Here is a 25,087-nt window from a genome sequence, read left to right on the forward strand (position 1 = left end):
TTTCTGAATGGGATTTGTGTTTTTTAATAATCTCCTTTTCTCTTAAACCTTGGATCATCTCTTTTGATGAATTCAGTTCTTTTTTTGGGAGCTTCTGTTCTTTCTGGTTTAGGTAAACTCGCTTCTTCGGTTTTGCTGGAAGGTTCTATCAATTCGTTTAATTCTTTGATTTCTGCATCAGTCAAATCTCGGAATCTTCCAACAGGAATATCAAGTGATATATTGATAATTCGGATGCGTTTCAAGGCAATAACATCATAACCCAAATACTCACACATTCTACGAATTTGACGGTTTAAACCTTGTGTCAAGATGATTTTAAATGTCGTAGAACTTATTTTTTCTACCTTACATTTTCGGGTAACCGTGTCTAAAATTGGAACACCATTACTCATTTTTTCGATAAAACGATCGGTGATTAATTTGTTGACCGTTACCGTATATTCTTTTTCGTGGTTGTTTCTCGCACGAAGAATTTTGTTGACAATATCGCCGTCATTAGTCATAAAAATCAACCCCTCAGATGCTTTGTCTAAACGGCCAATAGGGAAAATGCGTGTTGGATAATTAATATAATCTACAATATTGCCGCGAACTTCTAAATTGGTTGTACATTCAATTCCAACAGGTTTATTAAAAGCTAAATAAATAGATTTCTCTCTTTTCTCTCGAATTAATTTTCCATCAATACGCACTTCGTCATTCGGTGAAACTTTTGTGCCTAATTCCGGAATAACTCCATTGATGGTCACGCGACCTTCTTCAATGATTTTATCAGCTTCACGGCGGGAGCAATACCCAGTTTCTCCTATGAATTTATTGAGGCGTTTTAGATTTTCTTCCATACTGCAAAAGTAATGAATTTGATAATTAGATACTATTTAAAATTGATTTGAAAAGTATTGTTACACAAAGATGATCAAAGTTTTTTTTTTGAAAAAATTATAAAATTCTTCGTGAAGCTTCGTGTTTCCTTTGTGAATCTTTGCGAAATAGTTTTTTTAAAATTAGTCAAATAAGAAACGGGAGACTTTTTTGTATAATTCCGCCCCATGCATGCTGTGTCCTAAACCTTTGGTCTCTATAAAAACAGCATTTTTCCAAGTACTCGCTATTTTTTTTCCTTCCTCAAATAAAACGACCGTGTCATCAATATCGTGCGCAATTAATCCTCTGATGTTTAGTTTTGACGCAAATATTTTACCAGAAAATTGTTCTAAATTAAGTTGAAAAGTAGTCAGGTAATGCGCTTCTAAAGATTTTAAAATTTTAGAATTCAAACTTAACAAGCGGATGTAATTGTTTAAGATGATATTGAAATCGCTTGGAGATCCCAAAATCACCATTTTTTGTAACGTGTCATTTTGATACACGGATTGGTAATACAGACAAGTCTTTCCACCAATAGAGTGACCGATGAGATATTTTGGTTTGAATTTTTCAACAGCGATATGGATAAAAGCCGCGTATTGGGGTATATTAAATTCTTTTCCACTAGATAATCCATGAGCTGGACCGTCTATTGCAATAATGGTACTGCCTGATTTTTTTAGATACGGGAGTAGTTTTTTCCATCGAGAAGCATTGCTTTCCCATCCATGAACCAAAAGAATAACAGTGTCATTTCCTTTCCAAGTATAGGTATGAAAAGAATCTTTTTCCACTTGGAACGTTTCAGATTGTGCTTCTAAAAGGATTTTAGGAAGTTTCTTTTTAGATAATTTACCTTCTCTAGGTTGGCTAAAAAAGGAATACGCCAGTTTTGATGCTTTCTTTGGAAGAATAAAGCTCAAGACGTTTATGTACAATCCAATGGACTTAGTGAATATAAAAAATACTATTTTTTTCATAAAAAAAAGTCCCGATGTGTATCGGGACTTAAATGTAATTAGAATTTAGAAAACAATTGTTCCATTTTCTCTTTTTCTTCATCAGCTAAGGTGCTGTCAACTAATATTCTTCCGGAATGTTCATCAGTAATGATTTTCTTTCTAGAAGCTATTTCTACTTGTGTTTGTGGTGGAATAGTGAAAAATGATCCTGCTGACGCTCCTCTTTCAATAGAAACTACTGCTAAACCATTGCGAACACTTGTTCTAATTCTAGTGTAAGCTTTCAACAATCTTTCTTCAATTAAAGCTTGGAATTCAGCTGATTTCTCAGACAAGAATGCTTCTTCTTTGGCAGTTTCAGCCATGATAGCGTCCAACTCAGATTTTTTGTGCTTTAAGTGATTTGATTTTGCTTCTAATCTTTCTTTAGAGCTCGAAATTACTTCTTTCTTGTGTTCGATAGAAGCTTTCATTTCTTTAATTTGCTTTTCAGACAACTGAATTTCTAATTCTTGAAATTCAATCTCCTTTGTCAACGAATTAAATTCTCTGTTGTTACGAACAGTTTCTTGTTGCTTAGTATATTTTTTGATAGCTTCTTTGTGCTCATCAATTGCATTCTTTTTAGATTTGATAAGATCCTCGATAACTTCAAGTTCCCCTTTCAATTTTTCTGAACGTGTGCTTAAACCAGCCACTTCATCTTCTAAATCCTCTACTTCTAAAGGAAGTTCACCTCTTACGTTTCTGATTTCGTCAATTCTAGAGTCAATTAGTTGTAAATCGTAAATTGCTCTTAACTTGTCCTCAACACTTAATTCTTTCGTATTCGCCATATTCTATAAGTACTTAACTGGATTTGAATTTTCTTCTGATAAAATAACTGCAAAATTAAGGATTTTTTTTCGAAGATACTCTACAATATAATTTTTTGTATAGCGTTCGCTCTCAAAATGTCCAATATCGGCCAATAAAAGTTTATTTTCGGCTTCATAAAACTGATGGTATTTCAAATCGGCAGTCAAATAAGCATCAGCTCCAGCCTGAATCGCATTTTTTATAGCAAAACTTCCAGCTCCACCAAGAACGGCTACTTTTTTAATTTCCTTTCCAATAAAGTTGGAATGTCGAATTCCGCCACATTGCATTTTTTCTTTAGCAAAAAGAAGGAACTCTTTTTCACTCATGGGATTTTTCAATTCGCCAATCATGCCCAAACCAATATTCTGATGCTGATTTTGCAACTCATAAATCTCATACGCTACTTCCTCATACGCGTGGCTTTTGAATAATGCTTTCAGGATTTTGTTTTCCAAATGTTTTTCGAAAGTGACTTCGATTTTTATTTCGTCTCCTTGCACAAACTCAAATCGCTCGCCAATTTGCGGATTGCTGTGTTCATTTCCCATGTAGGTTCCAATTCCTTTTGAATTAAAACTGCAGTTTTCATAGTTGCCAATATTTCCTGCACCAGCATCAAATAGTGCATTTCGCACTTCTTCGGCATTTTCAGGAATGGTAAAAGTTACTAATTTCCGAATAAAGTTTTGCTTCGGAATAAGGATTTTAGTATTTATCAATCCCAATGCATCGCTGAATATTTTATTGACGCCTTCTTGATGATTGTCTAAAGCGGTGTGAACGGCGTAAATGGCAACATCGTTTTTTATAGCTTTGATTATGGCACGTTCCACGTAGTTTTTCCCCGTAATTTTTTTCAAACCAGAAAATAATATCGGATGAAAACAAACCACCAGATTGCAGTTTTTTGTAATCGCTTCGTCAATTATATTTTCTAATGCATCATGACAAACCAATATTCCGGTAGCTTCCACATCTTGATCTCCAACCAGTAAACCCACATTGTCAAAATCTTCGGCATAGGCGAGTGGTGCCATTTCTTCGAGCACGGAAATAATTTCTTTTATTTTCATAAACATCAGATTTTTGTTGCTTAATTTTGGTTTTTTGAATAAACAAATTAACGAATAAACAAATCAACTTTAAAATAAAACATCATCCTTTCTTAAAAATGAATTTACCTTCAAAAATACAGTTTCTAACGAGCTAGTTTTTAAGTAAATTAAAATAGAACGATTTTTGTATATTTGTAATTCAATATCAATAGCTATGACTACTATAACTTTAAAAATCAACGAGCGTACCAAAGCAGGAAAAGCATTTCTGGAAATGACAAATGTTTTGGTTAAGGATTCAAAAGGAATTGAAATAATAGCAACTGGACCAAACAAGACTTCTGAAAAAAAATCGGAAATTTACAATCCTGAATTTGTTGCAATGATAAAAAAGGCACAAAAAAGTAAAAAAAGAACAGTGGTAGATCCAAATGATATATGGGGAAGTTTAGGGTTGAAATAACCGAGCTTGCAAAAACGCAAATCGCGAAACATTTTAAGTCTGGAAATCAGGCCAGTATTAAAAAAATTGGAATAATATTACAAGAACTTTCAGAAACGCCATATACGGGCGTTGGCAAACCAGAAGCATTAAAGGAAAATTTAACCGGTTTTTGGTCAAGACAAATTAACCCAAAGGATCGGTTAATTTATACAGTAAATGATGATTTGGTTGTTGTTGATGTCATCTCAGCAATGGGTCATTATTCTGATAAATAATTATGAATTTACTCCGAAAAATACTCTTTCCGTTTGCCATTTTATATGGTCTCATAACGAGTATTCGAAATTTTCTTTTCGATAAAGGTATTTTAAAATCATACTCTTTTAATTTGCCAATAATTGCTGTTGGCAATCTCAGCGTTGGTGGAACTGGAAAAACACCCCAAATCGAATATTTGATTCGGTTGCTTTCGGATACATATAAAATTGCCACTTTAAGCAGAGGTTATAAAAGACAATCTGAAGGTTTTATTTTGGCGCAAGCCGGTACAAATGCAAAAATTCTTGGTGACGAACCTTTTCAATTTTTTCAAAAATTCCCATCGATACAAGTTGCAGTTGATGCCCACAGAAAAAACGGAATTGAACAATTACTAACACTCCCTGAAAAACCAGAAATTATTTTGCTTGATGATGCTTTTCAACACAGAAAAGTAAAAGCGGGATTTTACATTTTACTCACTTCGTACGGTGATTTGTATTCGGATGATTTTATGTTACCAACGGGAAATTTACGCGAAAGTAGGGATGGAGCTAAAAGAGCAAATATTATTATTGTCACCAAATGTCCTTTCAATCTTTCGCTTGACGAACAGCATAAAATTAAAAAGAGGTTAAAAGTTGGTGTAAATCAGGAATTGTACTTTACTTTTATAGCTTACGATGATTATATTTATGGAGAAAACCGAAAAATAAATGTAAATGAAATTCATTCAGCTGCTAAGGTATTGGTAGCAGGAATTGCAAAACCAGAACCGTTTTTTTCCTATTTACAAAACTCAAATGATGTCTGTTTGTCTTTTCCAGATCATCATCATTTTACCGATAAAGACCTATTAGAAATTAAAAATTTAGCGCAAAACAACATTATTATCACTACCGAAAAAGATTATGTACGTTTAAAAGGAAGTTTGCCAAGCGAACAACTTTTTTATTTACCAATACAAAGTTCTTTCCTTTCGGGAAGTGAAAATTTTAATAAAACAATTTTAGATTATGTGGGAACAAGTACAAGAAACAGTTAGTTATATTAACGAAAAAATCAATTTTACGCCAGAATATGGCGTGATTTTAGGTTCAGGATTAGGAAGTTTTACGGATGAAATGAAAGTAGAATATACGTTACCGTATAATGAAATCCCAAATTTTCCAGTGTCAACAGTGCAAGGTCATAAAGGCGCATTGGTTTTTGGAACAATAGGAGACAAGAAAGTGGTTGCCATGCAAGGCCGTTTTCATTTCTACGAAGGCTATTCGATGACCGAAGTTACATTTCCAGTGCGAGTAATGAAGTTTTTAGGGGTTACTAAATTAGTAGTGTCAAATGCTTCAGGGGGAGTGAATCCAAGTTATAAAGTGGGTTCTATTGTTATGATTACGGATCATATCAATATGACGCCAGAACATCCTTTACGAGGGAAAAATGACGAACGTTTTGGACCTCGATTTGTAAATATGAGCGAACCATATTCGAGAAAAATGATTGCGAAAGCCACTGAATTGGCAAAGGAATTAGAAATAGAAGTTCATGAGGGAATTTATTTAGGCTTACAAGGACCCACTTTTGAAACTTTGGCGGAGTATAAAATGGTGAAAATTTTGGGTGCAGATTGCGTTGGAATGTCAACAGTTCCAGAAGTTATTGTGGCGCGTCACATGGATTTGGAAACTTTTGGTATTTCAGTAATTACTGATATGGGTAACGAAGAAAGTATTGGGACGATTTCCCATGAAGAGGTATTAGAAGCCGCAAAAGCAGCAGAGCCAAAAGTGAGAAGTCTTATTAAAGAATTAATCTTACAGTATTAATCTCTAAATGTATTCCGCAATTGTTGTGTAAAATTCTTCTGGTATGAACGGTTTAGTGATAACATCGTTCATACCAAATGATAATAGCATGTCGCGGTTTTCATGAAGCGAGATCGCGGTAAGCGCGATAATAGGTGTAGCAGCATCAAAAGCCCTGATTAATTCTGTAGCGATTGTTCCGTTAATCCCGGGTAAGTGAACGTCCATCAGTACCAAATCAAATTTATTTTTACGTACTAAGTCTATTGCATCTTCACCATTATCAATTACTTCACAAATGATTTGCTTATTATGAAGCATTTTTTTTGTGATCATTTGATTGATTTTATTATCCTCAACCAATAATATTTTTTTGTTTACTAATTTAGAATCGTAATCAATTTTTTTGGTTGTTGTAAATTCTACAGGAAGTTCACTTATTTTAAAGGCTAATTTAAAAGAAAAGGAGGAACCTTGCCCAACGATGCTTTTTAATTCAATTCGTCCACCTAGGATTTTAATTAATTTCTTTACAATGGTCAGTCCTAAGCCTGTTCCGCCGTATTTTCGATTGACTTCAATCGAACCTTGTGAGAAACTATCAAACACGCTGGTCAGTTTGTCTTCAGGAATCCCAATTCCAGTATCTGTTATTTCAAAATATAATGTTGCCGCTGTGTCCTCTAAAACATGGAGATTTGCGGTTACTGTAACGTCACCATTTTTAGTAAATTTCAGGGCGTTATTAATTAAATTTAATATAATTTGTGACAATTTTGTTGGATCACCTATCAAATAGTCAGGAATCGCAGCATCGACATTTAAAGTGAAATTGTTGTTATTTACTAAAGCTAATTCTTTTAAGGAGTTTTGAATTCCAACTAAAAGTTGTTTTAGGTTGAAGTTAGTGTGTTCAATTTCAATACTGTGGGATTCAATTTTATTGATTTCTAAAATCTCATTTATAAATTTGGTCAAGTAATCGCCTGAAAATTTTAGCGAAAACAAATAGTCCATTTGTGTTTTCTTGGGATTTTCTTCTAATAGTAAATGCGTAATTCCATTGATAGCATTCAAGGGGGTACGAAGTTCGTGACTTACGGTCGATAGAAATTCAGATCTTGCTTTTGACGCCTTTTCGGCTTTGTCTTTTGCAATTTCTAATTCTTTATTTTTCTCCTTTAACAGCAAATTGGACTGATTTCGGATGATGTTATTTTTGTACAATGACAAACTTAATAAGGATAAAATAGAGATCAACGCAATAGCAAGAATACTAATGAGTTTAGAGAACTTACTAGCTCTTTCCTGTTCTTTAGTTTCATTATTGGTTTGAACAATTTCTTTTAACCGTTCTGATTCCTTGAATTTTGTATAATCGTCTATTCCCAGTCTTTTGTTATTGATGATGGCAAGGCGCTCTTTTAGATTGAGATGTTGTTTTAAATAAGAGTAGGCATTGTTTTTATCTAATATTTTTTCGTGAACATTACTTAAGGCAAGCAATATGTTAGATTTCTGTTCAAGATTCTCCGATTTAGCATTTAATTCAAGCGCTTTATCAAGATAGTTTAAAGCTAAATTATTTCTGTTTTTTAGTGCTTCAATACTACCGGTTTGGTACAAGGCTTCTGTTTTGGTATCTGATAAAGCAGGAGTAGTAGGGATTGCAATTATCGTCTTGAAAACCGTTAAAGCGAGATCTAATTTGTTTTTACCTTTGTAAATTAATCCTTTTTGAAGTTGAAACAATTCAGCAACATCGGGGATATTTAGTGCCGTATATATAGATTTAGATTTCTGAAAGTACATGGCAGCTCTGTCGAAATTTTCTTTTGCCATGTAGCAAAAGCCAAGATTGTAATAGAGGTCCGCTTGGATAACTGCAGGTTCTTGCATCGCGATAAGCGAACTACTTTTTAGAAAATATTCAATTGCATCGTTATATTTTCTTAAGTCGTAATACAATTTTCCTAGGTTGTAGTTCTCAACTGCCTGATCTTTAATGTTGTTGTTTTTTTTAGCATATTGTATTGCTTTTTGGGTATTTGACAATGCCTCTTTGTAGTTGTTGTTTTGAACATGAGAATGACTCAAACTATTATAATAAGAGGTACTATCTGCATCCTCACTAGGTTGAGAATACAGCAGTGCATTTAAAAAGAGTACATAAACGAAAAGCAATTTCATTTGTTACCGATTTTTTTATTGGTTATTTTTCATGCTTGTCAATAGTATTAAATCAATTATTCGAGAGGAATACCCAATCTCATTATCATACCATCCAACTACTTTAACCATTTTGTCGATAACTGAAGTTAGCTGAGCATCAAATATACATGAATTTTTATTGCCAATTACATCTACAGACACAATAGGATCTTCGGTGTAATCTAAAATGCCTTTTAAAGTAGTTTTGGCGGCTATTTTAAAGGCCGCATTTATTTCTTCAATAGTCACAGCGCGTTTCACGTTAAACGTGATGTCGGTTAAAGAACCATCTGGAACCGGTACTCTAATACCGCAGCCACCAATCTTACCTTCAAACTCAGGAAATATTTTTGTCAATGCTTTCGCTGCTCCAGTTGTGGTAGGAACAATAGATTGACTGGCACCTCTAGCGCGACGTAAATCTTTATGAGGCTGGTCATGCAAGCTTTGGTCTGTTGTGTAGGAGTGTATTGTGGTAATATACGCTTGTTCTATGCCACAAAGTTCATTGATAACCTTAATCATGGGTGCTGCATTATTGGTCGTGCAACTGGCATTGGAGATAATTGTTTCAGAACCGTCAAGAATGGAATCATTTACACCTAAAACTACTGTTTTTATAGTATCCACTTCTGAAGGTGCGGAGAGTATTACTTTTTTAGCGCCAGCTATAATATGGGAATTCAGTTCTTCAAAAGTTTTGTATTTCCCCGTAGATTCAATTACATAATCAATGTTTAAGCTTTTCCAATCGAGGTTAGAAATCCTTTTTTCGTGAAAAAACAAATAATGTTGTCCGTCTAGCAAAATCCCTTTTTCATCAGCACTAACAGCAAATGGTAAAACACCGTGTATGCTGTCGTATTTTACTAGATGTGCCATTGTTTTTTTATCAGCAATATCATTGATGGCAACTACTTCTATGAATGGATGGTTTAAAAGCAAGCGGAATAAATTTCTTCCAATTCTTCCAAAACCATTTATGGCAATTCTTATTTTCAAGTTCTTTATTTTGTAGGCAAAGCTTATTTGATTAACCGATTAAACAAATAAACCAAGAGGTTATTTATAAAATATGTTTTTGAGCTTTGTAAGAAGAACGAACTAAAGGTCCGCTTTCGACATGTCGGAAACCTAATTCCAAACCAAATTGTTCGTATTTTGCAAATTGCTCTGGAGTTATGAATTCTTTTACCGGCAAGTGTTTTTTACTGGGTTGCAAATATTGTCCTATTGTAACGATATCAACGTGTACTGCACGTAAATCTCTCATGGTTTGATACACTTCCTCTTCTTGTTCTCCAAGTCCCAGCATAATACCAGATTTGGTTCTTTTGATCCCTTTTTCTTTCAAGTAGCGCAGTACTTCCAGACTTCGGTCATATTTTGCTTGAATACGGACTTCGCGAGTCAGTCTGCGAACCGTTTCTACATTGTGTGAAACTACCTCTGGATTTGCTTCTACAATGCGGTCAATGTTTCTTTCGATACCCTGAAAATCCGGAATTAAGGTTTCTAAAGTTGTGTTTGGGTTCATTCTGCGGATGGCTTTCACGGTTTCAATCCAAATAATAGAACCACCATCTTTCAAATCATCTCTGTCAACGCTCGTAACCACAGCGTGTTTAATATTCATAATTTTTATAGAACGCGCCACTTTTTCTGGTTCATCCCAGTCTACGGTTTCGGGTCTTCCGGTTTTTACTCCGCAAAAGCCACAAGAGCGGGTACACACATTTCCTAAAATCATAAATGTAGCCGTTCCTTCACCCCAGCATTCACCCATATTTGGGCAACTTCCTGAAGTGCAAATCGTGTTCAAACTATATTTATCAACCAAGCTGCGAAGCTCGGTGTATTTTTGGCCTATTGGGAGTTTTACCTTTAACCACTTTGGTTTGCCTATAGGTAAAGTATTTTCTAAAACAGTTTCCATATATCATATTTTGAAGCTGCAAAGATAAGGAATGTAGTTTATTTTAGTATTGGTTTAGCCGTTTATTTGAAGGAATCACAGCAGAAGTCTTAGGAGCAGAATATTTAGGAATCTTAAGAAATAAGTTGTCCTGCTTTCGCCTTTATCTCTGCGCGCTGCTTCGAGGATACCAGCTCAATCAGGGCTATGTGAGAACTTTTTGTAGGTGTAAGGAAATGTTTTTAAAGATAAAAAAAATAGGTGAAAAAAGCTCCAATTTAAATTGGAGCTTTTTCTGTTTTTAATTCATCTGCACTGTAATGGGAAGGTTGTAGGCGGTTCGCACGGCTTTACCGTCAATCATACCAGGCGACCACTTTGTTCGCAATGATTTCAATACACGAACTGCTTCTTTCCCTAGTCCATAACCAGGATCTCTTTTGACTTGAATGTCACTCATGCTGCCATCTCTTTCGATTACAAAAGAAACATAAACCCGAATCGATCCACTGCCTTCTATTTCTTTTTTTTCAAAATTATTACCTACATACGTATAAAACTTATTAATTCCGCCAGGGAATTCAGGAAGTTTATCTAGAGAAACGCTGTTGATGATCGCATTCCCTGTATCTATCGTGGTTGTTGTTTCGACTCCAGAAGGAGAAGCGGGATTGATGCCAATAGTACCTGTTCCTTCTGAAGTTGTATTTGTTATGGTAGTATTGTCGGTGTTTTTTGCAATGTCTTGATTGGCTTGTGAAGCTTGAACGATTACCGGATTAACCAGTTGGGCGCTTTTAATTGGCACCGCAACATTTTTAGTTTTTATCTCTAGCAAGGGCTTTTTTGGTTCAAGCTGGTTTGGAATTATGTCAGTAAGTTGCACTATAGTGTTGGTAAAATCAGGAATGTCAATTGGGGGTGTTCGATTGGGATTAAAATAAGTAATAATTATGGGAATGCTTAAAGCACTAAATAAAAATAGAACACCCATAAAAAGGGAGGTCAATGCCGTTTTTGTACTTTCTTGACGCAACTGATACGCTCCGTATTCTTTGTTTCTGTCTTGGAAAACAAGATTAATCCAGCCGGTTTCGTAAATGCTTAATTTTGACATAATGTTTGGATTTAGTGGTTAGGTACAATTAAATCATAAGCAAAAAGTTTTTTTAATGATAACGTGCAAAATAGGAATTGTAGGATATAAACTTAGTGTTTATTTTTTATTAAATTGAATTTATGTTTATTTATTTAACATAAAGAGTAAATAATTAATATACATGTTGTTTTTAGATAGTATTATTCATAAAAAAAGCGCATCCATACTAATGAATGCGCTTTGCAATTGTGTAAGTGGTTTATAATTTCAGTTTAAAAAGCATATTTGAATCCAATTTGTATTTGAAATGGATTTCCAGAGAGCGAAGGAAGTCCTGCATTGTTTACTCTGTAATTAAATTGTTGTCTGGTGCTGTCAAATCCCGGAACCGCAGCTGTTGATCCTGATGCAGGCGTGCCTAAAGCATATAGTGATTGACTTCCCAACGATTTATTTACACCCCATTCTTTATTTAGTAAATTGGCAACATTAAAGATATCTGCTGTAAATTCTAAAAATTGTTTTTTGTATAAAGTGACTTTTTTGGTGATTCTTATATCAACAAGACCATAAAACTCATTTATTCCTCCGTTTCTTTCGGCTAGTTTGCCGGAGTATTTGTTGATATAGTTTTTTAAACTTTGGCTTGCAGCCGGATTATCAAGTATAGTTTGCAATCCTGTTTTTATATTTTGGGGAACTGCCGGATTATTTATATCAAATATATACGCTAAATCATTGGATGAAGTGACAAAATCAGCATTTGTATTTCCTCCTGATAATAAACTGTAGCGTGTTCCGCCAATGCCAGAATATCGTACACCAACGTTGAAACCATAAAAAGTAGGTAGTGTTCCGTAAAATACTACTTTGTGACGGAAATGATTATCTGAATAACTCATTTTGCTCAAGTCTCTTGGATCATCTTCTACTGGTAATACTAAAGTTGCTGTGTTGGCTACGTTTCCGTTAAATGAAGTATTGTCTTTGGTATCATTCAAGGTATAACTGGCAGATATTTCACCGTCTTTAAAATAGCGATAGGTAGCATCAACAACCAGTGCAAATTGATTAACTTTTCCTTCGCTGTTCAGTTCTAAAACACGTCCTAATTTATTGCTGATTCGACCTTGCATCCAGTCTCCGGCTCCATTTGCAGGGATTGAGCTTGCTGGAACATAAACGCCACGATCGCCTTCATTGGCTAAGGTAAAAAATGGATTCGCCACCATATTGCGGTCTACATAAACATAGTTGTTGCGTCCTAAAGTTGCATATCCTGCTATTCCTGCTTTCAATCTATCAGTAAAAAAATGGGAGTAAGATGCATTTGCTTTATAAACAACAGGAACTTTAGCATCTGTTCCTGTGAAATTTATTGTCGGTAGCTGAAACGCATCCAAAGTTGGAATACTAGCATAATTATTTCGATAATCATTGAAATTTGGCAAAGGAACATTTGGAGCTCTCACATCTACAGTTGCAGTGTGATTTCCATCAAAATATAAGTTGTTGATTATCGCATAATTATTTAAATCAGAAGCAAAAATTCCCCCTCCAAAGCGAATGTAATCTTTGTGATTTTCATTTACATCCCAAGACAATTGCACTCTTGGTTGAAGAATAGCTGACTGAAGTTTATTATCCGTACGAATACCTAATTCATCAAAAACCAACTGATTGAATGTTGCAGTCGGATACTTAGCATAATCAAAACGCAACCCTAAAGTCAAGTCTAATCCCACGCCAATTTTAGTCTGCAACTGACCATAAATTCCAGCATTTAATATGTTCGAAATCACGGTAGGATCAGCCACCAAAGGAACTTCTCTGAAATAGCGATAGGGAGTTTGATTGTCAAAGTTAGCCACACTATTGAAATGGAAACGACCGTTTACTTCGCTGCCATATAAAGATTTTGAATGTGTTTGCATCAAATCAAAACCAAAAGTATATTTCACTTTATCCGTATTGTAATAAATGTTGTCTACAATTTGGAAAACATTATTAGTAAATTTTTCCTGCGCAAATCGATGACCTCCAATTTGAATATTCGTAGTTCTTATTGCGCCGTTGATTGTTGAAGCCACATTTTCCACAATAGCACGAGGAATGTTGTAATCAGGCAATTGATCACCTGGATTACTATCCTGAAAAGTATACAAATGCTGTATTTTTAATTCATTTGTGACTCTTGCATTTACTTTGGTTCGCAAAGAAGCCAAAATACTATTGTCAATATTTAAGTCATCTCCAAAAGATTCATATAAATTTATGGCAGTGTTATCTTGCAGCCCTAATTTATTATTGTCATAGGTGAAGTTATTGCGTACTGTCAATAAATTATTGCTGTTAATTTGCCAGTCAAGTCGAGCGAAAGCAGCATCAGAATTCCTTTTTTTATCAAAAGTTCCGTATTGTGGAGAACTGGAAACACCATATTCATTGCGGGCAATAGTAACAAAATTGTCTAAGGTAGCTCTCGTAACATTAAAACGCAGTTCGTCGTCTGCAGATTGAACATCAGCGATGATTAAAGGCCTTAAATCTTGTTGATGATCCCAGGCTACAAAAAAATGTAATTTATCTTTAATAATTGGTCCTCCTAAAGTAAAACCGTATTGCGTAGTCGAAAAATCATTTTGACGTCTGTTTCCTCTAATGTCATACGGGCTTGACAGCCAGTCAGCGCGGTTGTAGGCAAACATACTTCCTGTTAAATCATTTGTTCCTGATTTAGTTACAGCACTTACTGTTCCACCACCACTTCGACCATAACTTACGTCATATTGATTGGTAACCACCTTAAATTCTCTCACGGCTTCTATGGAAATCGAATACGGAGCGCCACTTCGACTGGTTGTAGATCCTGCTGAAGTTGGGTTTTTAGCATTCATTCCATCTAATGTGTAATTTGTCGAGGAAGCTAGTTGGCCTGAAATATTTCCGCCTCTGGTCAAAGGCGATAAATCCATTAAGCTGGTGAAATTTCTTCCATTAACCGGCAACGCATTGATTAGTTTTGCTGTTACAGCTGTTGCTGCTCCTAAATTCCCTGTCTTGTTTTTTAAACCACGACCAACCACTTCAACCACTTCCAGATTTTGAATGTTGTCTTGCATCAGAATTTTGATATTTATTAAATCCCCTTGATTTAATGTGTAACCGGAACGTTGTTGTTCTCCAAAACCTAAAGCTGTAACAATAATGGTGTAAGGTCCGCCTAAAGGAAGTTCTTTGAAGGTAAAAACGCCTTTAAAATTAGACAATGAATTGGTTTTAAATCCGGTTGATTCATTTCGGATTTGAACGGTCGCATCTTTCAGCGGTTCTGCATTATTTCCTAAAACGATACCTGAAATAGAGGCTTGAGTTGTTTGGGCAAAATTTGTTGCGCCAACAAAAACTGTTAGCACCATCGTAAATAAAAATAAGTGAAGTTGTTTCATGAATACTATTTTTTTGTTTTTTAGTGCTGACAAAGGAATTGACTAATTGAAAAAAGGCTGTTACTTTAACAATAACTGTAGAATACTTTTGTGTTAATGAAACCTTAAAAAAAGGACTGCTAAACCTTCTTTTTTTAAGATAGTGTTACCCAAATTAGACTACTAAAGATCGAATCACTTGAGGTAAAATAGTCTTAATTTAATCCCTACTTAATGTTTGGGTCTGCCAGATAATCTATTTTTACCACAAAACTTAAATGAAAATTATGAAATTCACTACACTATTAATGGCTTCATCAATGGCCTTGTTATTATCAAATTGTACTTCAAACAAATTTGTGGTTTGTGGGCACAGAGGCGCTATGGGACACGAAACCGAAAACACATTGGCATCCATAAAAAAAGGAATGGAATTAAAAGCCGATATGTTAGAAATTGATGTTTTCAAAATTAAAACGGGAGAAATGGTTGTGTTTCATGATGATGATTTAGACCGAATCACAAATGCAAAAGGAAAAATTGAAGCATATACTTTTGAAGATTTGCGAAAAGTTTTGGTTGCTGGAAAACATCAAATCCCAACTTTGCAGGAAGTGATTGAGACCATCGATAAAAAAGTGGTGCTTAATATTGAGTTGAAAGGAACGAACACCGCAGCGGATACCTATAGAATTATAGAAGAGTATAAGAAAAAAGGGTGGAGAAATAAAGATTTCTTTATATCCAGTTTCCGAATAGGGGAGTTGCAAAAAATGAGATCTTTGAGTCCCGAAATTGCGATTGGTTTACTAACCTACAAAGATCCTATTGAGGATATTATTAAAACAGGAAAAGAACTGAAAGCTCAGGCAATAAATCCCTATTTTAAAACTTTAACGGCTGAAAATGTTGCGATAATGAAAGCGAATAATTTTAAAATATATCCTTGGACTGTCAATGAACCTGCGGATATCAATAATTTACAACAACTTAAAGTAAATGGTATTATAACGGATTATCCAGAAAGAATTTTAAGGTAATTGTATAAAAAATACTTTGATGTAACTAAGTGGTCTAAAATTTATTTAGATCACTTTTTCTTTATAGATACTAAAGAATTGGTTTGGATTTTAAACAAAAAAGCTACCTTTTATTCTGAATGATTTCTGCCAGAAGTTTCTTGGCGCGAAGCAATTTAATCTTCACATTGCTCAAAGGTTCGTTGATTTTATTAGCAATTTCCTGATAACTCATTTCTTGGAAATAACGCAACTGAATGACTTCTTGATAATGGGGTTTCAATTCTTTGATGAATTGCAGTAATTGGGAAAGATTTTGTTCTGTTATTAATTCATCTTCTGCGGAGGGAGTGGTATCTGCAATATTGTAGGCTTGATGGTCTTCTTCTTCGGTAATTTCGACAAAAAGGCTTGATTTCTTTTTTCTTAATAGGTCGATGTGGACATTTTTTGCAATAGCAATCAGCCAGGTGTTAAACTGGAATTCAGCGTTGTACGAAGCTATTTTGTCAAATGCTTTTGAGAACGTTTCGATAGTGATATCTTCTGCATTGGTTTCATTTTCGGTGCGTTTAAGCATGAAACCATATACTTCATTCCAATAATAATTCAATAGAAAAGTGAAGGCAACTTGATCGCCTTGTTTTGCTTTTTCTATTTGTTTGTTTATTTCCAATGTACTGGTTTTGAGAATGTATTAGTGATGAAGATATTAATTTGGGCGAATATTAATACTAATTCAATAATTGGATACCAATATACGACATCTTTTTCTTTTAATTTGCCTGCCGAAAATCCAATGATAATCCAAGACACAAGGTAGCGTAGCCCAATTAAACACAACACTACAATCCATTGAAATTGAAAAGCCAGCAAGACGATAGGGAGGATAAGAAACAATAATTGGGAACTGTAGAAAAGGCCCAATTGAAATTTGTCAAAAGACTTGTAATAATTGGCCGTTGCAACATGTCTTCTTTTTTGAATTAGCCAGTCCTTGTAAGTTGTTTTAGGCTTAGAAAGCGTTACGCTTTCTGGTGTGTAAGCGATTGTCGTGTTTTTGGCTTTTGCAGCTTGGTTTATAAATAAATCATCGTCTCCAGAGCGAATTTGCATGTGTTCTATGAATCCATTCACGTTGAAAAACTCTTCCTTTTTATAGGCTAAATTTCTTCCAACGCCCATGTAAGGATGTCCAACTTTTGCCCAAGAAAAATATTGAATAGCGGTCAATAAAGTTTCAAAACGTATTATTTTATTCAAGAAAGAGTTTGCGATTTTTTCATATTTACCATAACCCAAAACAATAGTTTTTCGCATCGTAAATTGAGAGCTCATGGCTGTAATCCATTCTTTTGAAGTGGGGTAACAATCTGCATCCGTGAATAATAAATATTCCTTTTTGGCGGCTTTTATTCCTAACGTTAAGGCGTATTTTTTATTTCCCCAAAAGGCCTCGTTGTTCTCCACTTTTACCAAGCGAACGTTTTCATATTGCTTTTCAAAACCTTCAAATATAGCCAAAGTATTGTCGCTTGAAGCATCATCAATCAAGACAATTTCAAAATCTGGATAGTTTTGTTCAGCCAGCAAGGGAATGAAATTAGTCACATTTTCTTCTTCGTTTTTAGCACACACTATAACTGAAATTGGGATTCTTTTGGGCGTTATCTTTTGCGCTTTGGCGAAAGCAAATTTCCCAAAAACACCTAGATAATACAAAATTTGAACCGCAACAATAAAAATAAAAAAGTAAAGAATTAGTATAAGCATTTTGAGTTTAATGAGTTTTTAATACCCGACTTTTCGGTAGAATGCAAAGGTATGAATAGAATTGTGAAATGTTAAATACAATCTGTGAATTTCGAAAGAATTTATATTGGGCATTTCTTCATCTCTTTTGCGGTAGCGATGGACTGATCTGTATTTATTTTTTCTAACTCGGTAATAATATTTTGATAATTCGTGTCATCTCGATTTTGTGACATTTTTCTCGTAGCTTGGATTTCAGTTATTTCAATTTCAAAAGCGACAATACCCCGACTTTGTAGCATGGTTTTCTGAGATAAATCTTCTATTCGAATCGGTTTTTTAGAGTTTTGTTCGTATTTATCAACTAGTTTCTTCAAGGATTCGACTACGCCTTCTCCTTCAATAATTTTTATTTTTCCATATACATGAACAGCAATATAATTCCATGTTGGCACATTTTCATGATTGTACCAAGAGGAAGAAATATAACTATGAGGTCCTGAAAATACGGCTAAGACTTGGTCGTTATCAGTAAATCCTTTCCATTGTGGATTTTCTTTAGAAATGTGTCCATACAAAATATCTTCACCTTCTTTATTAATCTCCAATTCTAAAGGAATGTGTATGGCGCACAATTTTCCGTTGCTTTGATTGATTAAAATACCAAAGCTATTTTCTTGAAGAAATTTTTTGATTTCTTCTTGATTCTCATTTTTGTAGATTTCTGGAGTGTACATTGTGATTTTAGATTAACGAATTTAAATTTTTCATTTGTTGTACTCGAATTTGCCACTTCTAAGTTTAAACTCTAAATCACATTTACTTCGGCCTCGATGTGGATACCAAATATGTTAAAAACGGTTTCCTGAATATCCTTTGAAACATTCAAAATTTCCTGTCCTGTCGCATTGCCATAATTTACTAAAACCAAAGCCTGATTTTTGTGGATTCCGGCGTCGCCAAAACGTTTTCCTTTAAAACCCGCTTGCTCAATCAGCCATCCCGCAGGAACTTTTACTTCGGTTTCAGAAATATCAAAATATTTCATTTCAGGGAATTGCTGATGAATTTTTTCGAAATCAGATTTCAACAGAATCGGATTTTTAAAGAAACTACCGCTGTTTCCCAATTCTTTTGGGTCTGGTAATTTACTTTGTCGGATAGCAATTACAGCATTGCTGACCTCCTTTAAAGTAGGGTTAGTAATGTTGTTTTTAGCTAACTCAGCCGTAATATCTCCATAAGAGGTATTGATTTTATGATTTGTTTTTGTCAGTTTAAAAATAACTGAGGTGATGATGTATTGGTTTTTTACTTCGTTTTTGAAAACACTTTCTCGGTATCCAAAATGACATTCGTCCTTTGTGAACGTTTTCATTTTCTGATTTTCTATTGTCATTGCTTCACAAGAAATAAAAGTATCTTTGATTTCAGTTCCATAAGCACCAATGTTTTGTACCGGTGTAGTTCCCACATTTCCGGGGATAAGTGACATGTTTTCTAAACCACCAAAATTTTGATCGATGGTCCAAAGCACAAATTCATGCCAGCTTTCGCCAGCCTGACTTTCGACCCAGACAAAATCTTCACTTTCTTCTATAATTTTTTTACCTTTTAAATCGATATGAATCACTAATGCTTCAATATCTTGGGTCAAAAGCATGTTGCTGCCTCCACCCAAAATAAATTTTTTCTGTGATTTATTTTCAATTAAAATAGTTTCTAAATCTTGCACAGAATGCACGGCAACGAACTGTTTGGCCTTGGCTTCAATGCCAAAAGTATTGAGTTTTCTTAGAGAGAAATTAGCTTGTATTTCCATAAACGAAAGGGCGTATTTGAATTATATATTCTTTATCAAAAGTAAGAATTAAAATTTAGCTGCATAGGATTTCATCCAGATATGCATCATAAATAACGGCATAATGTACGGTGTCATTAGGTTATCTCCTTTTTGTAAATTCAGTACAAGTTTTTGGATGTTGATGTGTTCAAAATATGGCATTTGAAAAAGTTCACTTTTCGAAAATGATTCTAATTCTTCTTTAAAAGCGTTACTTTTTGTAATATAATCTCCCCAAGGCGCACTTAAGCCAACTTTTTTAAATTTCAGAATTTCATTTGGCAGACGCTCTTGCATTGCCTTTTTGAGGATGAATTTCCATTTTTTTCCAGCAAATAACCATTTGTCATCTAAAGAGCCCAAGCCAACAACTAGTCTTGTGTCTAAAAAGGGTTCTCTGCATTCAATAGAAGCGCCCATTGTGCAGCGGTCATTTCGATCTAATAGTGAGCACAAGTAAGTGTGTTGATCAAAATAAAGCGCCTGTCTTCGTAAATTGTCTGGGTACAATGATTTTGCTTCTTTATAAATTTGTTTCCTATATTCATTTTTTGGAATTGCATTAATTCCATAAACTTCCGCGATATCTTTTGGATAGATATTGGAACCATTAAAAATGACCAATTCCGATTTTTTACTAATTTGCGCATAACGCGTTAGCTTATCATAACGAGGTTGTTTGTTAAAAAGATCCAAAGCACCAATTGTTGCAATTGAATTTAATAAGGAGGGATATTTCAAAGCTTTGTAGCGCACGTATCCACCCATTAATTCATCAGCACCTTCGCCAGAAAGCAAAACTTTTACTGATGGTTTTGCCATTTTCGACAGCGCTAAAAGATGTGGTTCACTTAAATGCATAATAGGTTCATCCTGAAAATAAGTGGCACTTAACAATTGATCATAAAGATTTTGATCTTCTAATTGCATGGTGTGAAAGCCATAATCAAATTTCTCAGCCATCATTTTGGCTAAGTGCGATTCGTTATGTTCCTTTTCTTTAAAACCGATATTAAAGGTTTGAATGTCTTTGTAATTTTGGTGGTGTAGGGAAGCTAAAACAGAGGAGGAGTCCAGTCCGCCACTTAGCAAAACACCGACAGGGACGTCACTTACCATTCTCATTTTTATAGAATCATCAAATGTTTCTCGAAACCATTCTACAGGATTTTTAATTTTAGGCTGGTTCTGTATTTCCTTTTTCAAATCCCACCATTTTTCGGTTGTAACTTTTCCGCCTTCGTGTAGGGTCATTATATGTCCGGGCAATACTTTTTTTACGTTTTGGTAAAGTGTGTTTTCACCGGCTACAAATCGATTAAATATATATTCTTCTAGCCCTTCATGTGCCATTTTTAGCGGAACTCCTGCGGTAAACACTGCTTTTTGCTCCGATGCAAAATAAAAAGTTTCGTTATAAAAAGAATAGTACAAGGGTTTTACACCCATTCGATCTCGGGCAACAAGTAGCTTTTTTTCTAATTTATCCCAAATCGCAAAGGCAAACATTCCATTGAGGCGGTGCAGCATTTTTAAGCCGTGCAACTCAAACAATTTCATTAGAACTTCCGTATCTGAAGTGGTTTCAATGTCAAATCCATTGCTCTTCAACTCTGGATAAAATTCTTTATAGTTATAGATTTCGCCATTATAGGTCATCACATATCTTCCATCATTCGAAAGATAGGGCTGATGGCCGGCGCTGGAAACATCTAATATTGACAATCGTCTGTGTCCAAAACCAATGTTGTTGTCAATAAATAAACCTTTGTCATCAGGGCCGCGATGTTCTAGCGAATCGCGCATCCTGATGAGTAGGCGTTCGTCTACTTTTTTCTGGGATTGTAAATGCAAGATTCCGTTAATTCCACACATATTTAGTTGGGAAGATTATAGTTGATTAATTCGTGGTATTTATGAGCAATAATCTTCATGTTGATCTCGAAATTGGCATTTTCTTCCACAAATGCTCTGTTTTTACTAACGGCTTGCTCGCGATGCGCTTTGTTTTCAAAAGACCAAATTAATTCATTGGCTAGTATTGTATGATCGTCAATGGCAACGAGTCCTCCGTTTTCTCGATGGGTAATCCAACTTTGATTTCCCGGTATGTCTGTTACAACAGGATAACAATAGCAGGCCATAGCTTCAAATAAAGAGGCGGATACGCCTTCCGTTATTGGCATGCTGATGTAAATATTTGATTTTTGTAATAACGTGGGCAACTCCGTGTTTGGAATTCTTCCCATAAAATTCACTTTCTTATCGATCTTTAGTTTTTTAGCTAAACTTTTTAAAGTCGGAAGTTGAGTTCCATCACCTATAACGGTCAGTTCGAAATCTATTCCTTTTTGGTTTAAAATCTCAAAAGCTTTTAGAATAGTGGTATGGCGGTATTCTGGCAGCAAAGAGCGTGTTACAATAGCGCAAATTTTTTCGGGTGTTGCCTTGTTCGTGTTTCCAAACTTTGTCAAATCAATTCCTTTTGGCAACACTAAAACTTTAGTCATGTCTACCTTTGCCTTGATCATAGAAAGGGTCATAATAGGTCCCCAAGCATGTATTAAATCCGCTTTTTGAAAAGCATAATGTTGAATAATTTTTTTTAATGGTAACGAGAGAGATGTTTCTGGCCATAAATCAGTTCTACCTTGCTGTGCTATTGCAACCGGTTTTACTCCTGATAATGCTGCAAGGAAGCCATAGCTGGTTGTGCGTTCTGCAATGACCATGTCAGGCTTCTGTAATTTGATTAGTTCTCTAATTTTAAAAATAGCGAATTGAAATTCGAAAATCCTTAAAATGCGATTATGGAGGCAATTGCTGGGTGTTTTTAATTCCCAAGTAATAATTTCGAAATCGCCAAATTCCTTGAGTCCGTTCATCCAAGTGATCGCATCGGCTCTATAGGATTCGCCAAGAAAAAGTATTTTCTTTTTTTTCATTGTAATTATTCCGACGTTAAAGCGCGATTTATAAAGTCATTCAATGGTTTTAGTGCAATTAATTTATGACTCATGACCGCAACAAAATCTTTTTTAGAAACGCTGGAGAACTCAATTTTTTGCGAAGACTCAAAGCTTTTTAATTTTAACAATTCAATTGCTGGGTGTTCTTTTTCATAACCTCTAGGTGGATTTTTTAGCATGTTCTTTTCATTTCTATCAAAATCCTTAAACTCTTTTTTAAAATTTCTCTCGTCAAGAATGGCTTCTAAATCATCATAGAAAAAGGCAATTTCTTTCCGCATTTTTTTTAGGTCATCTGCTTCAGGACAGTACAATCCACCAGCAATAAAACTAGCTCCTTTTTCTAAGTGGATATAATAACCGGAACGATTCAGCCCTTTGGCACCGGAGGAAAGCCAGACTCCTAAATGAGTTTTATAGGGCGTCTTGTCTTTGGAAAACCGAATGTCACGATTGATTCGAAAAGTACAATTTTTGACCTCCAACATTTCTAGTGAAGGATCAAGCGGTTTCATGGCGTCTAGGAAATCAGCAACTAATTGTTGGTAATCGTTTTTGAAAGATTCGTATCGTTTTTTGTTTTCCAAAAACCAATCTCGATGGTTGTTGGCTTTTAAATCATCTAGAAATTGTAGGGTTTCTTTTGAAAGCATTTTGAGCTATTGTATTTGTTTTCTTAATTCTTCTTCACTTACAAAACCAGATTGTCTCCATTTTACTGTCGCATTATCGTACAATAGTAGCGTGGGAATCTCACTTATTTTCATTTCGGTCATCAAGGTTTTGTTCTTATCGGCATCCAAGCGAATGATGGTTACTTTATCTGCCAATTCTTTTTCCATTTTTAAAAGGAAGGGTTTCATTTTTTTGCAAGGCGCACACCACTCGGCGTAAAAATCAATCAATACTTTTTTATCAGAGCGTACTAAGTTATTGTATTCCTGCACCGTCATTCCGCTAATTTTGTCAGTTGGCTTAGAAAATCCCGCAGCATCCCATTTTAGGATTCCTCCTTGTAATTGGTATAGGTTTGTAAAGCCTAGTTTTTCTAATTTTTGAATCGCGCTTTGACTTCTTGCTCCGCTTTTGCAATACACAAAAAGAGGCTTTGTTTTGTCTAGTTTTTTACTGTCCACAACAAAACTGTCTCCTAGCCAATTTATATTTATAGCCTTGTCGATATGATCTGAGGCAAATTCCTCTGGAGTTCTTACGTCGAGAATTTGTGGATTTGGTGTTGCTGCTATTTTTTCAGAAAAAGCTTTCGCGTCGATCGATTTACTGTACTTTGAGGATTGACCGTTACACGATAGCATTACAAAAGAGAGGAGTAGCACTAGTATTGGATTGTATTTCATTGCTGTTTTTTTTAAATGTAATAAGCTAAATTAGGTAATTTTTAAATTTTCGAACTCAATAAAGTGCTAAATAAAAGTTATAAGTTAAAAATTCGATACGTCTGATGTGTCGATTTTAGAATCGCTTCGGTTCGTTCTGGATGCGTGTCGGAAATAAAGAGTTGTCCAAAAGTAGCGCTGTGGACCATTTCGATAATTTTAGCAACCCGACTTTCATCTAGCTTATCAAAGATGTCATCAAAAAGAAGGATCGGTTTTACGCCACTTTGCTTCTTTAAAAATTCAAATTGGGCTAATTTTAAAGCGATTAGATATGATTTTTGTTGTCCTTGTGATCCAAATTTCTTTATCGGATGGTGATCAATTTCAAAGGCTAAATCATCTTTATGTATTCCTACACTAGTGTATTGTAAAGCCCTGTCTTTATTGCTGTTTTCTTGCAAAAGTGTCAACAAATCCTTTTCAAATAAGTGACTTTCGTAAACCAATTGTACGGTTTCTTGAGAACCCGTTATGGCTTGATGATGCCTGTTAAAAATAGGTATGAAATCTTCGATAAATTCTTTTCTTTTTTCGAAAATAGATTGGGCAAAACCATGGAGTTGCTCATTATATATAGATAGCGTATCGGTGTCAAAAACATGATTCAACGCAAAGTATTTTAGCAAGGCATTGCGCTGGCTCATGACCTTCTGGTATTGAATGAGTTGTTGCAAATAAGCCGAATCCAATTGCGAAATGACGCTGTCCATGAATTTCCGCCTAGTTTCGCTGCCTTCTACAATTAAATCCCTGTCCGCAGGAGAGATAATAACCAAAGGAATAAAGCCAATATGATCTGAAAATTTATCGTACGCTTTTCCATTGCGCTTTAATATTTTTTTTTGGCCTTTTTTTAAGCTGCAAACGATTTGTTCCGTTCTGTCTTTTTTTTCAAATTCAGCATCAATTACAAAAAATTCCTCGCCATGTTTAATATTTTGGACAGCTAATGGATTAAAATAGCTTTTTCCGTACGCCAAATGGTAGATTGCATCCAGTACATTTGTTTTTCCAATACCGTTTTTACCCACAAAACAGTTTATTTTGCTGTCAAAATCGAAATTTGCTTCTGAAAAGTTCTTATAATTGAATAATGAAATCTTTTTTAAATACATGTTAAGGCTTGCTGGTATTGAGAACTTTGCTGTTTTTGAACAGCTGTTATAAAGAGGGTGCAAATTATCGAAAAATA

The 25,087-nt window shown here is 34.8% G+C and carries 23 protein-coding genes; 5 read left to right on the forward strand and 18 right to left on the reverse strand.

Translation table 11 applies throughout. The features are described 5' to 3' along the window. Positions 1–23 precede the first annotated feature (23 nt). The 4 genes from rluF to IWX83_RS05455 all read right to left on the reverse strand — a co-directional run bounded on the left by rluF (position 24) and on the right by IWX83_RS05455 (position 3,766). Positions 24–845 (reverse strand): 23S rRNA pseudouridine(2604) synthase RluF, encoded by an 822-nt coding sequence (gene rluF / locus IWX83_RS05440; RefSeq protein WP_196828196.1) that lies wholly within the window; start codon positions 843–845, stop codon positions 24–26. Positions 846–1,007: 162 nt separating this feature from the next. After that, on the reverse strand, positions 1,008–1,850 hold the full coding sequence (locus IWX83_RS05445; RefSeq protein WP_073350649.1) for an alpha/beta fold hydrolase: 843 nt from the start codon (positions 1,848–1,850) through the stop codon (positions 1,008–1,010). Between the two features lie 38 nt (positions 1,851–1,888). Next, on the reverse strand, positions 1,889–2,668 hold the full coding sequence (locus tag IWX83_RS05450) for a zinc ribbon domain-containing protein (RefSeq protein ID WP_196828198.1): 780 nt from the start codon (positions 2,666–2,668) through the stop codon (positions 1,889–1,891). Positions 2,669–2,671: 3 nt separating this feature from the next. Beyond that, positions 2,672–3,766, reverse strand: a complete 1,095-nt coding sequence (locus tag IWX83_RS05455) for a Nif3-like dinuclear metal center hexameric protein (protein WP_073351035.1) — start codon at positions 3,764–3,766, stop codon at positions 2,672–2,674. Between the two features lie 196 nt (positions 3,767–3,962). On the opposite strand from IWX83_RS05455, the gene IWX83_RS05460 reads away from it, so the two are divergent. From IWX83_RS05460 to IWX83_RS05475, 4 genes are read left to right on the forward strand one after another with little or no spacing between them, the layout of a single operon-like run. Further along, positions 3,963–4,211, forward strand: a complete 249-nt coding sequence (locus IWX83_RS05460) for a DUF2683 family protein (RefSeq protein WP_196828200.1) — start codon at positions 3,963–3,965, stop codon at positions 4,209–4,211. Continuing rightward, positions 4,187–4,468 (forward strand): Txe/YoeB family addiction module toxin, encoded by a 282-nt coding sequence (locus tag IWX83_RS05465; protein ID WP_196828202.1) that lies wholly within the window; start codon positions 4,187–4,189, stop codon positions 4,466–4,468. The genes IWX83_RS05460 and IWX83_RS05465 overlap by 25 nt, the downstream gene beginning before the upstream one ends. Before the next feature lie 2 nt (positions 4,469–4,470). Next, positions 4,471–5,496: a tetraacyldisaccharide 4'-kinase gene (gene lpxK, locus IWX83_RS05470; RefSeq protein WP_196828203.1), complete on the forward strand. Its 1,026-nt coding sequence runs from the start codon at positions 4,471–4,473 to the stop codon at positions 5,494–5,496. Further along, positions 5,468–6,280, forward strand: coding sequence for a purine-nucleoside phosphorylase (locus IWX83_RS05475; RefSeq protein ID WP_073350660.1), 813 nt, complete (start codon positions 5,468–5,470; stop codon positions 6,278–6,280). The genes lpxK and IWX83_RS05475 overlap by 29 nt, the downstream gene beginning before the upstream one ends. 3 nt (positions 6,281–6,283) lie before the next feature. Here the strand turns inward: IWX83_RS05475 and IWX83_RS05480 are convergent, their stop codons facing one another. The 5 genes from IWX83_RS05480 to IWX83_RS05500 form a co-directional block, all read right to left on the reverse strand. Continuing rightward, a complete protein-coding gene (locus IWX83_RS05480) occupies positions 6,284–8,449 on the reverse strand; it encodes an ATP-binding protein (RefSeq protein WP_196828205.1) in 2,166 nt (721 codons plus the stop codon). Positions 8,450–8,464: 15 nt separating this feature from the next. Continuing rightward, positions 8,465–9,472, reverse strand: coding sequence for a type I glyceraldehyde-3-phosphate dehydrogenase (gene gap / locus IWX83_RS05485; RefSeq protein ID WP_196828207.1), 1,008 nt, complete (start codon positions 9,470–9,472; stop codon positions 8,465–8,467). Between the two features lie 64 nt (positions 9,473–9,536). Next, the gene (gene lipA, locus IWX83_RS05490) at positions 9,537–10,406 is read right to left on the reverse strand and encodes a lipoyl synthase (RefSeq protein ID WP_073350668.1); all 870 of its coding nucleotides are present in this window, start codon (positions 10,404–10,406) and stop codon (positions 9,537–9,539) included. 280 nt (positions 10,407–10,686) lie between these two features. Next, the gene (locus IWX83_RS05495) at positions 10,687–11,502 is read right to left on the reverse strand and encodes an energy transducer TonB (protein WP_196828209.1); all 816 of its coding nucleotides are present in this window, start codon (positions 11,500–11,502) and stop codon (positions 10,687–10,689) included. Positions 11,503–11,756: 254 nt separating this feature from the next. Further along, a complete protein-coding gene (locus tag IWX83_RS05500; RefSeq protein WP_196828211.1) occupies positions 11,757–14,933 on the reverse strand; it encodes a TonB-dependent receptor in 3,177 nt (1,058 codons plus the stop codon). A 266-nt stretch (positions 14,934–15,199) separates the two neighbouring features. Here IWX83_RS05500 and IWX83_RS05505 point away from each other — a divergent pair, with 266 nt between their 5' ends. Then, complete coding sequence (locus tag IWX83_RS05505; protein WP_231379833.1) at positions 15,200–15,952, forward strand: glycerophosphodiester phosphodiesterase family protein; 753 nt, start codon at positions 15,200–15,202, stop codon at positions 15,950–15,952. Positions 15,953–16,055: 103 nt separating this feature from the next. On the opposite strand, the gene IWX83_RS05510 is transcribed toward IWX83_RS05505, so the two are convergent. The 9 genes from IWX83_RS05510 to IWX83_RS05550 form a co-directional block, all read right to left on the reverse strand. After that, on the reverse strand, positions 16,056–16,607 hold the full coding sequence (locus tag IWX83_RS05510) for an RNA polymerase sigma factor (RefSeq protein WP_073350674.1): 552 nt from the start codon (positions 16,605–16,607) through the stop codon (positions 16,056–16,058). Next, the gene (locus IWX83_RS05515; protein WP_073350676.1) at positions 16,598–17,704 is read right to left on the reverse strand and encodes a glycosyltransferase; all 1,107 of its coding nucleotides are present in this window, start codon (positions 17,702–17,704) and stop codon (positions 16,598–16,600) included. Before IWX83_RS05515 ends, IWX83_RS05510 begins: the two co-directional genes overlap by 10 nt. A 101-nt stretch (positions 17,705–17,805) precedes the next feature. Beyond that, entirely contained in the window at positions 17,806–18,420 is a 615-nt protein-coding gene (locus tag IWX83_RS05520; RefSeq protein WP_196828215.1) for an FMN-binding negative transcriptional regulator, read from the reverse strand. A 71-nt stretch (positions 18,421–18,491) separates the two neighbouring features. Then, entirely contained in the window at positions 18,492–19,505 is a 1,014-nt protein-coding gene (murB, locus tag IWX83_RS05525; RefSeq protein ID WP_196828217.1) for a UDP-N-acetylmuramate dehydrogenase, read from the reverse strand. A gap of 48 nt (positions 19,506–19,553) precedes the next feature. Next, on the reverse strand, positions 19,554–21,401 hold the full coding sequence (gene asnB / locus IWX83_RS05530; RefSeq protein WP_196828219.1) for an asparagine synthase (glutamine-hydrolyzing): 1,848 nt from the start codon (positions 21,399–21,401) through the stop codon (positions 19,554–19,556). 2 nt (positions 21,402–21,403) lie between these two features. After that, positions 21,404–22,471 (reverse strand): glycosyltransferase, encoded by a 1,068-nt coding sequence (locus tag IWX83_RS05535; RefSeq protein ID WP_196828221.1) that lies wholly within the window; start codon positions 22,469–22,471, stop codon positions 21,404–21,406. Positions 22,472–22,476: 5 nt separating this feature from the next. Then, positions 22,477–23,148 (reverse strand): DUF2461 domain-containing protein, encoded by a 672-nt coding sequence (locus IWX83_RS05540; protein WP_073350686.1) that lies wholly within the window; start codon positions 23,146–23,148, stop codon positions 22,477–22,479. Positions 23,149–23,154: 6 nt separating this feature from the next. Then, on the reverse strand, positions 23,155–23,853 hold the full coding sequence (locus tag IWX83_RS05545; protein WP_196828223.1) for a thioredoxin domain-containing protein: 699 nt from the start codon (positions 23,851–23,853) through the stop codon (positions 23,155–23,157). A 77-nt stretch (positions 23,854–23,930) separates the two neighbouring features. After that, positions 23,931–25,010 (reverse strand): DNA replication/repair protein RecF, encoded by a 1,080-nt coding sequence (locus IWX83_RS05550; RefSeq protein WP_073350689.1) that lies wholly within the window; start codon positions 25,008–25,010, stop codon positions 23,931–23,933. Positions 25,011–25,087: the final 77 nt, after the last annotated feature.

It is taken from the genome of Flavobacterium sp. CG_9.1 (genome assembly GCF_015751645.1).
GTDB classification, from domain to species: Bacteria; Bacteroidota; Bacteroidia; order Flavobacteriales; family Flavobacteriaceae; genus Flavobacterium; species Flavobacterium xanthum.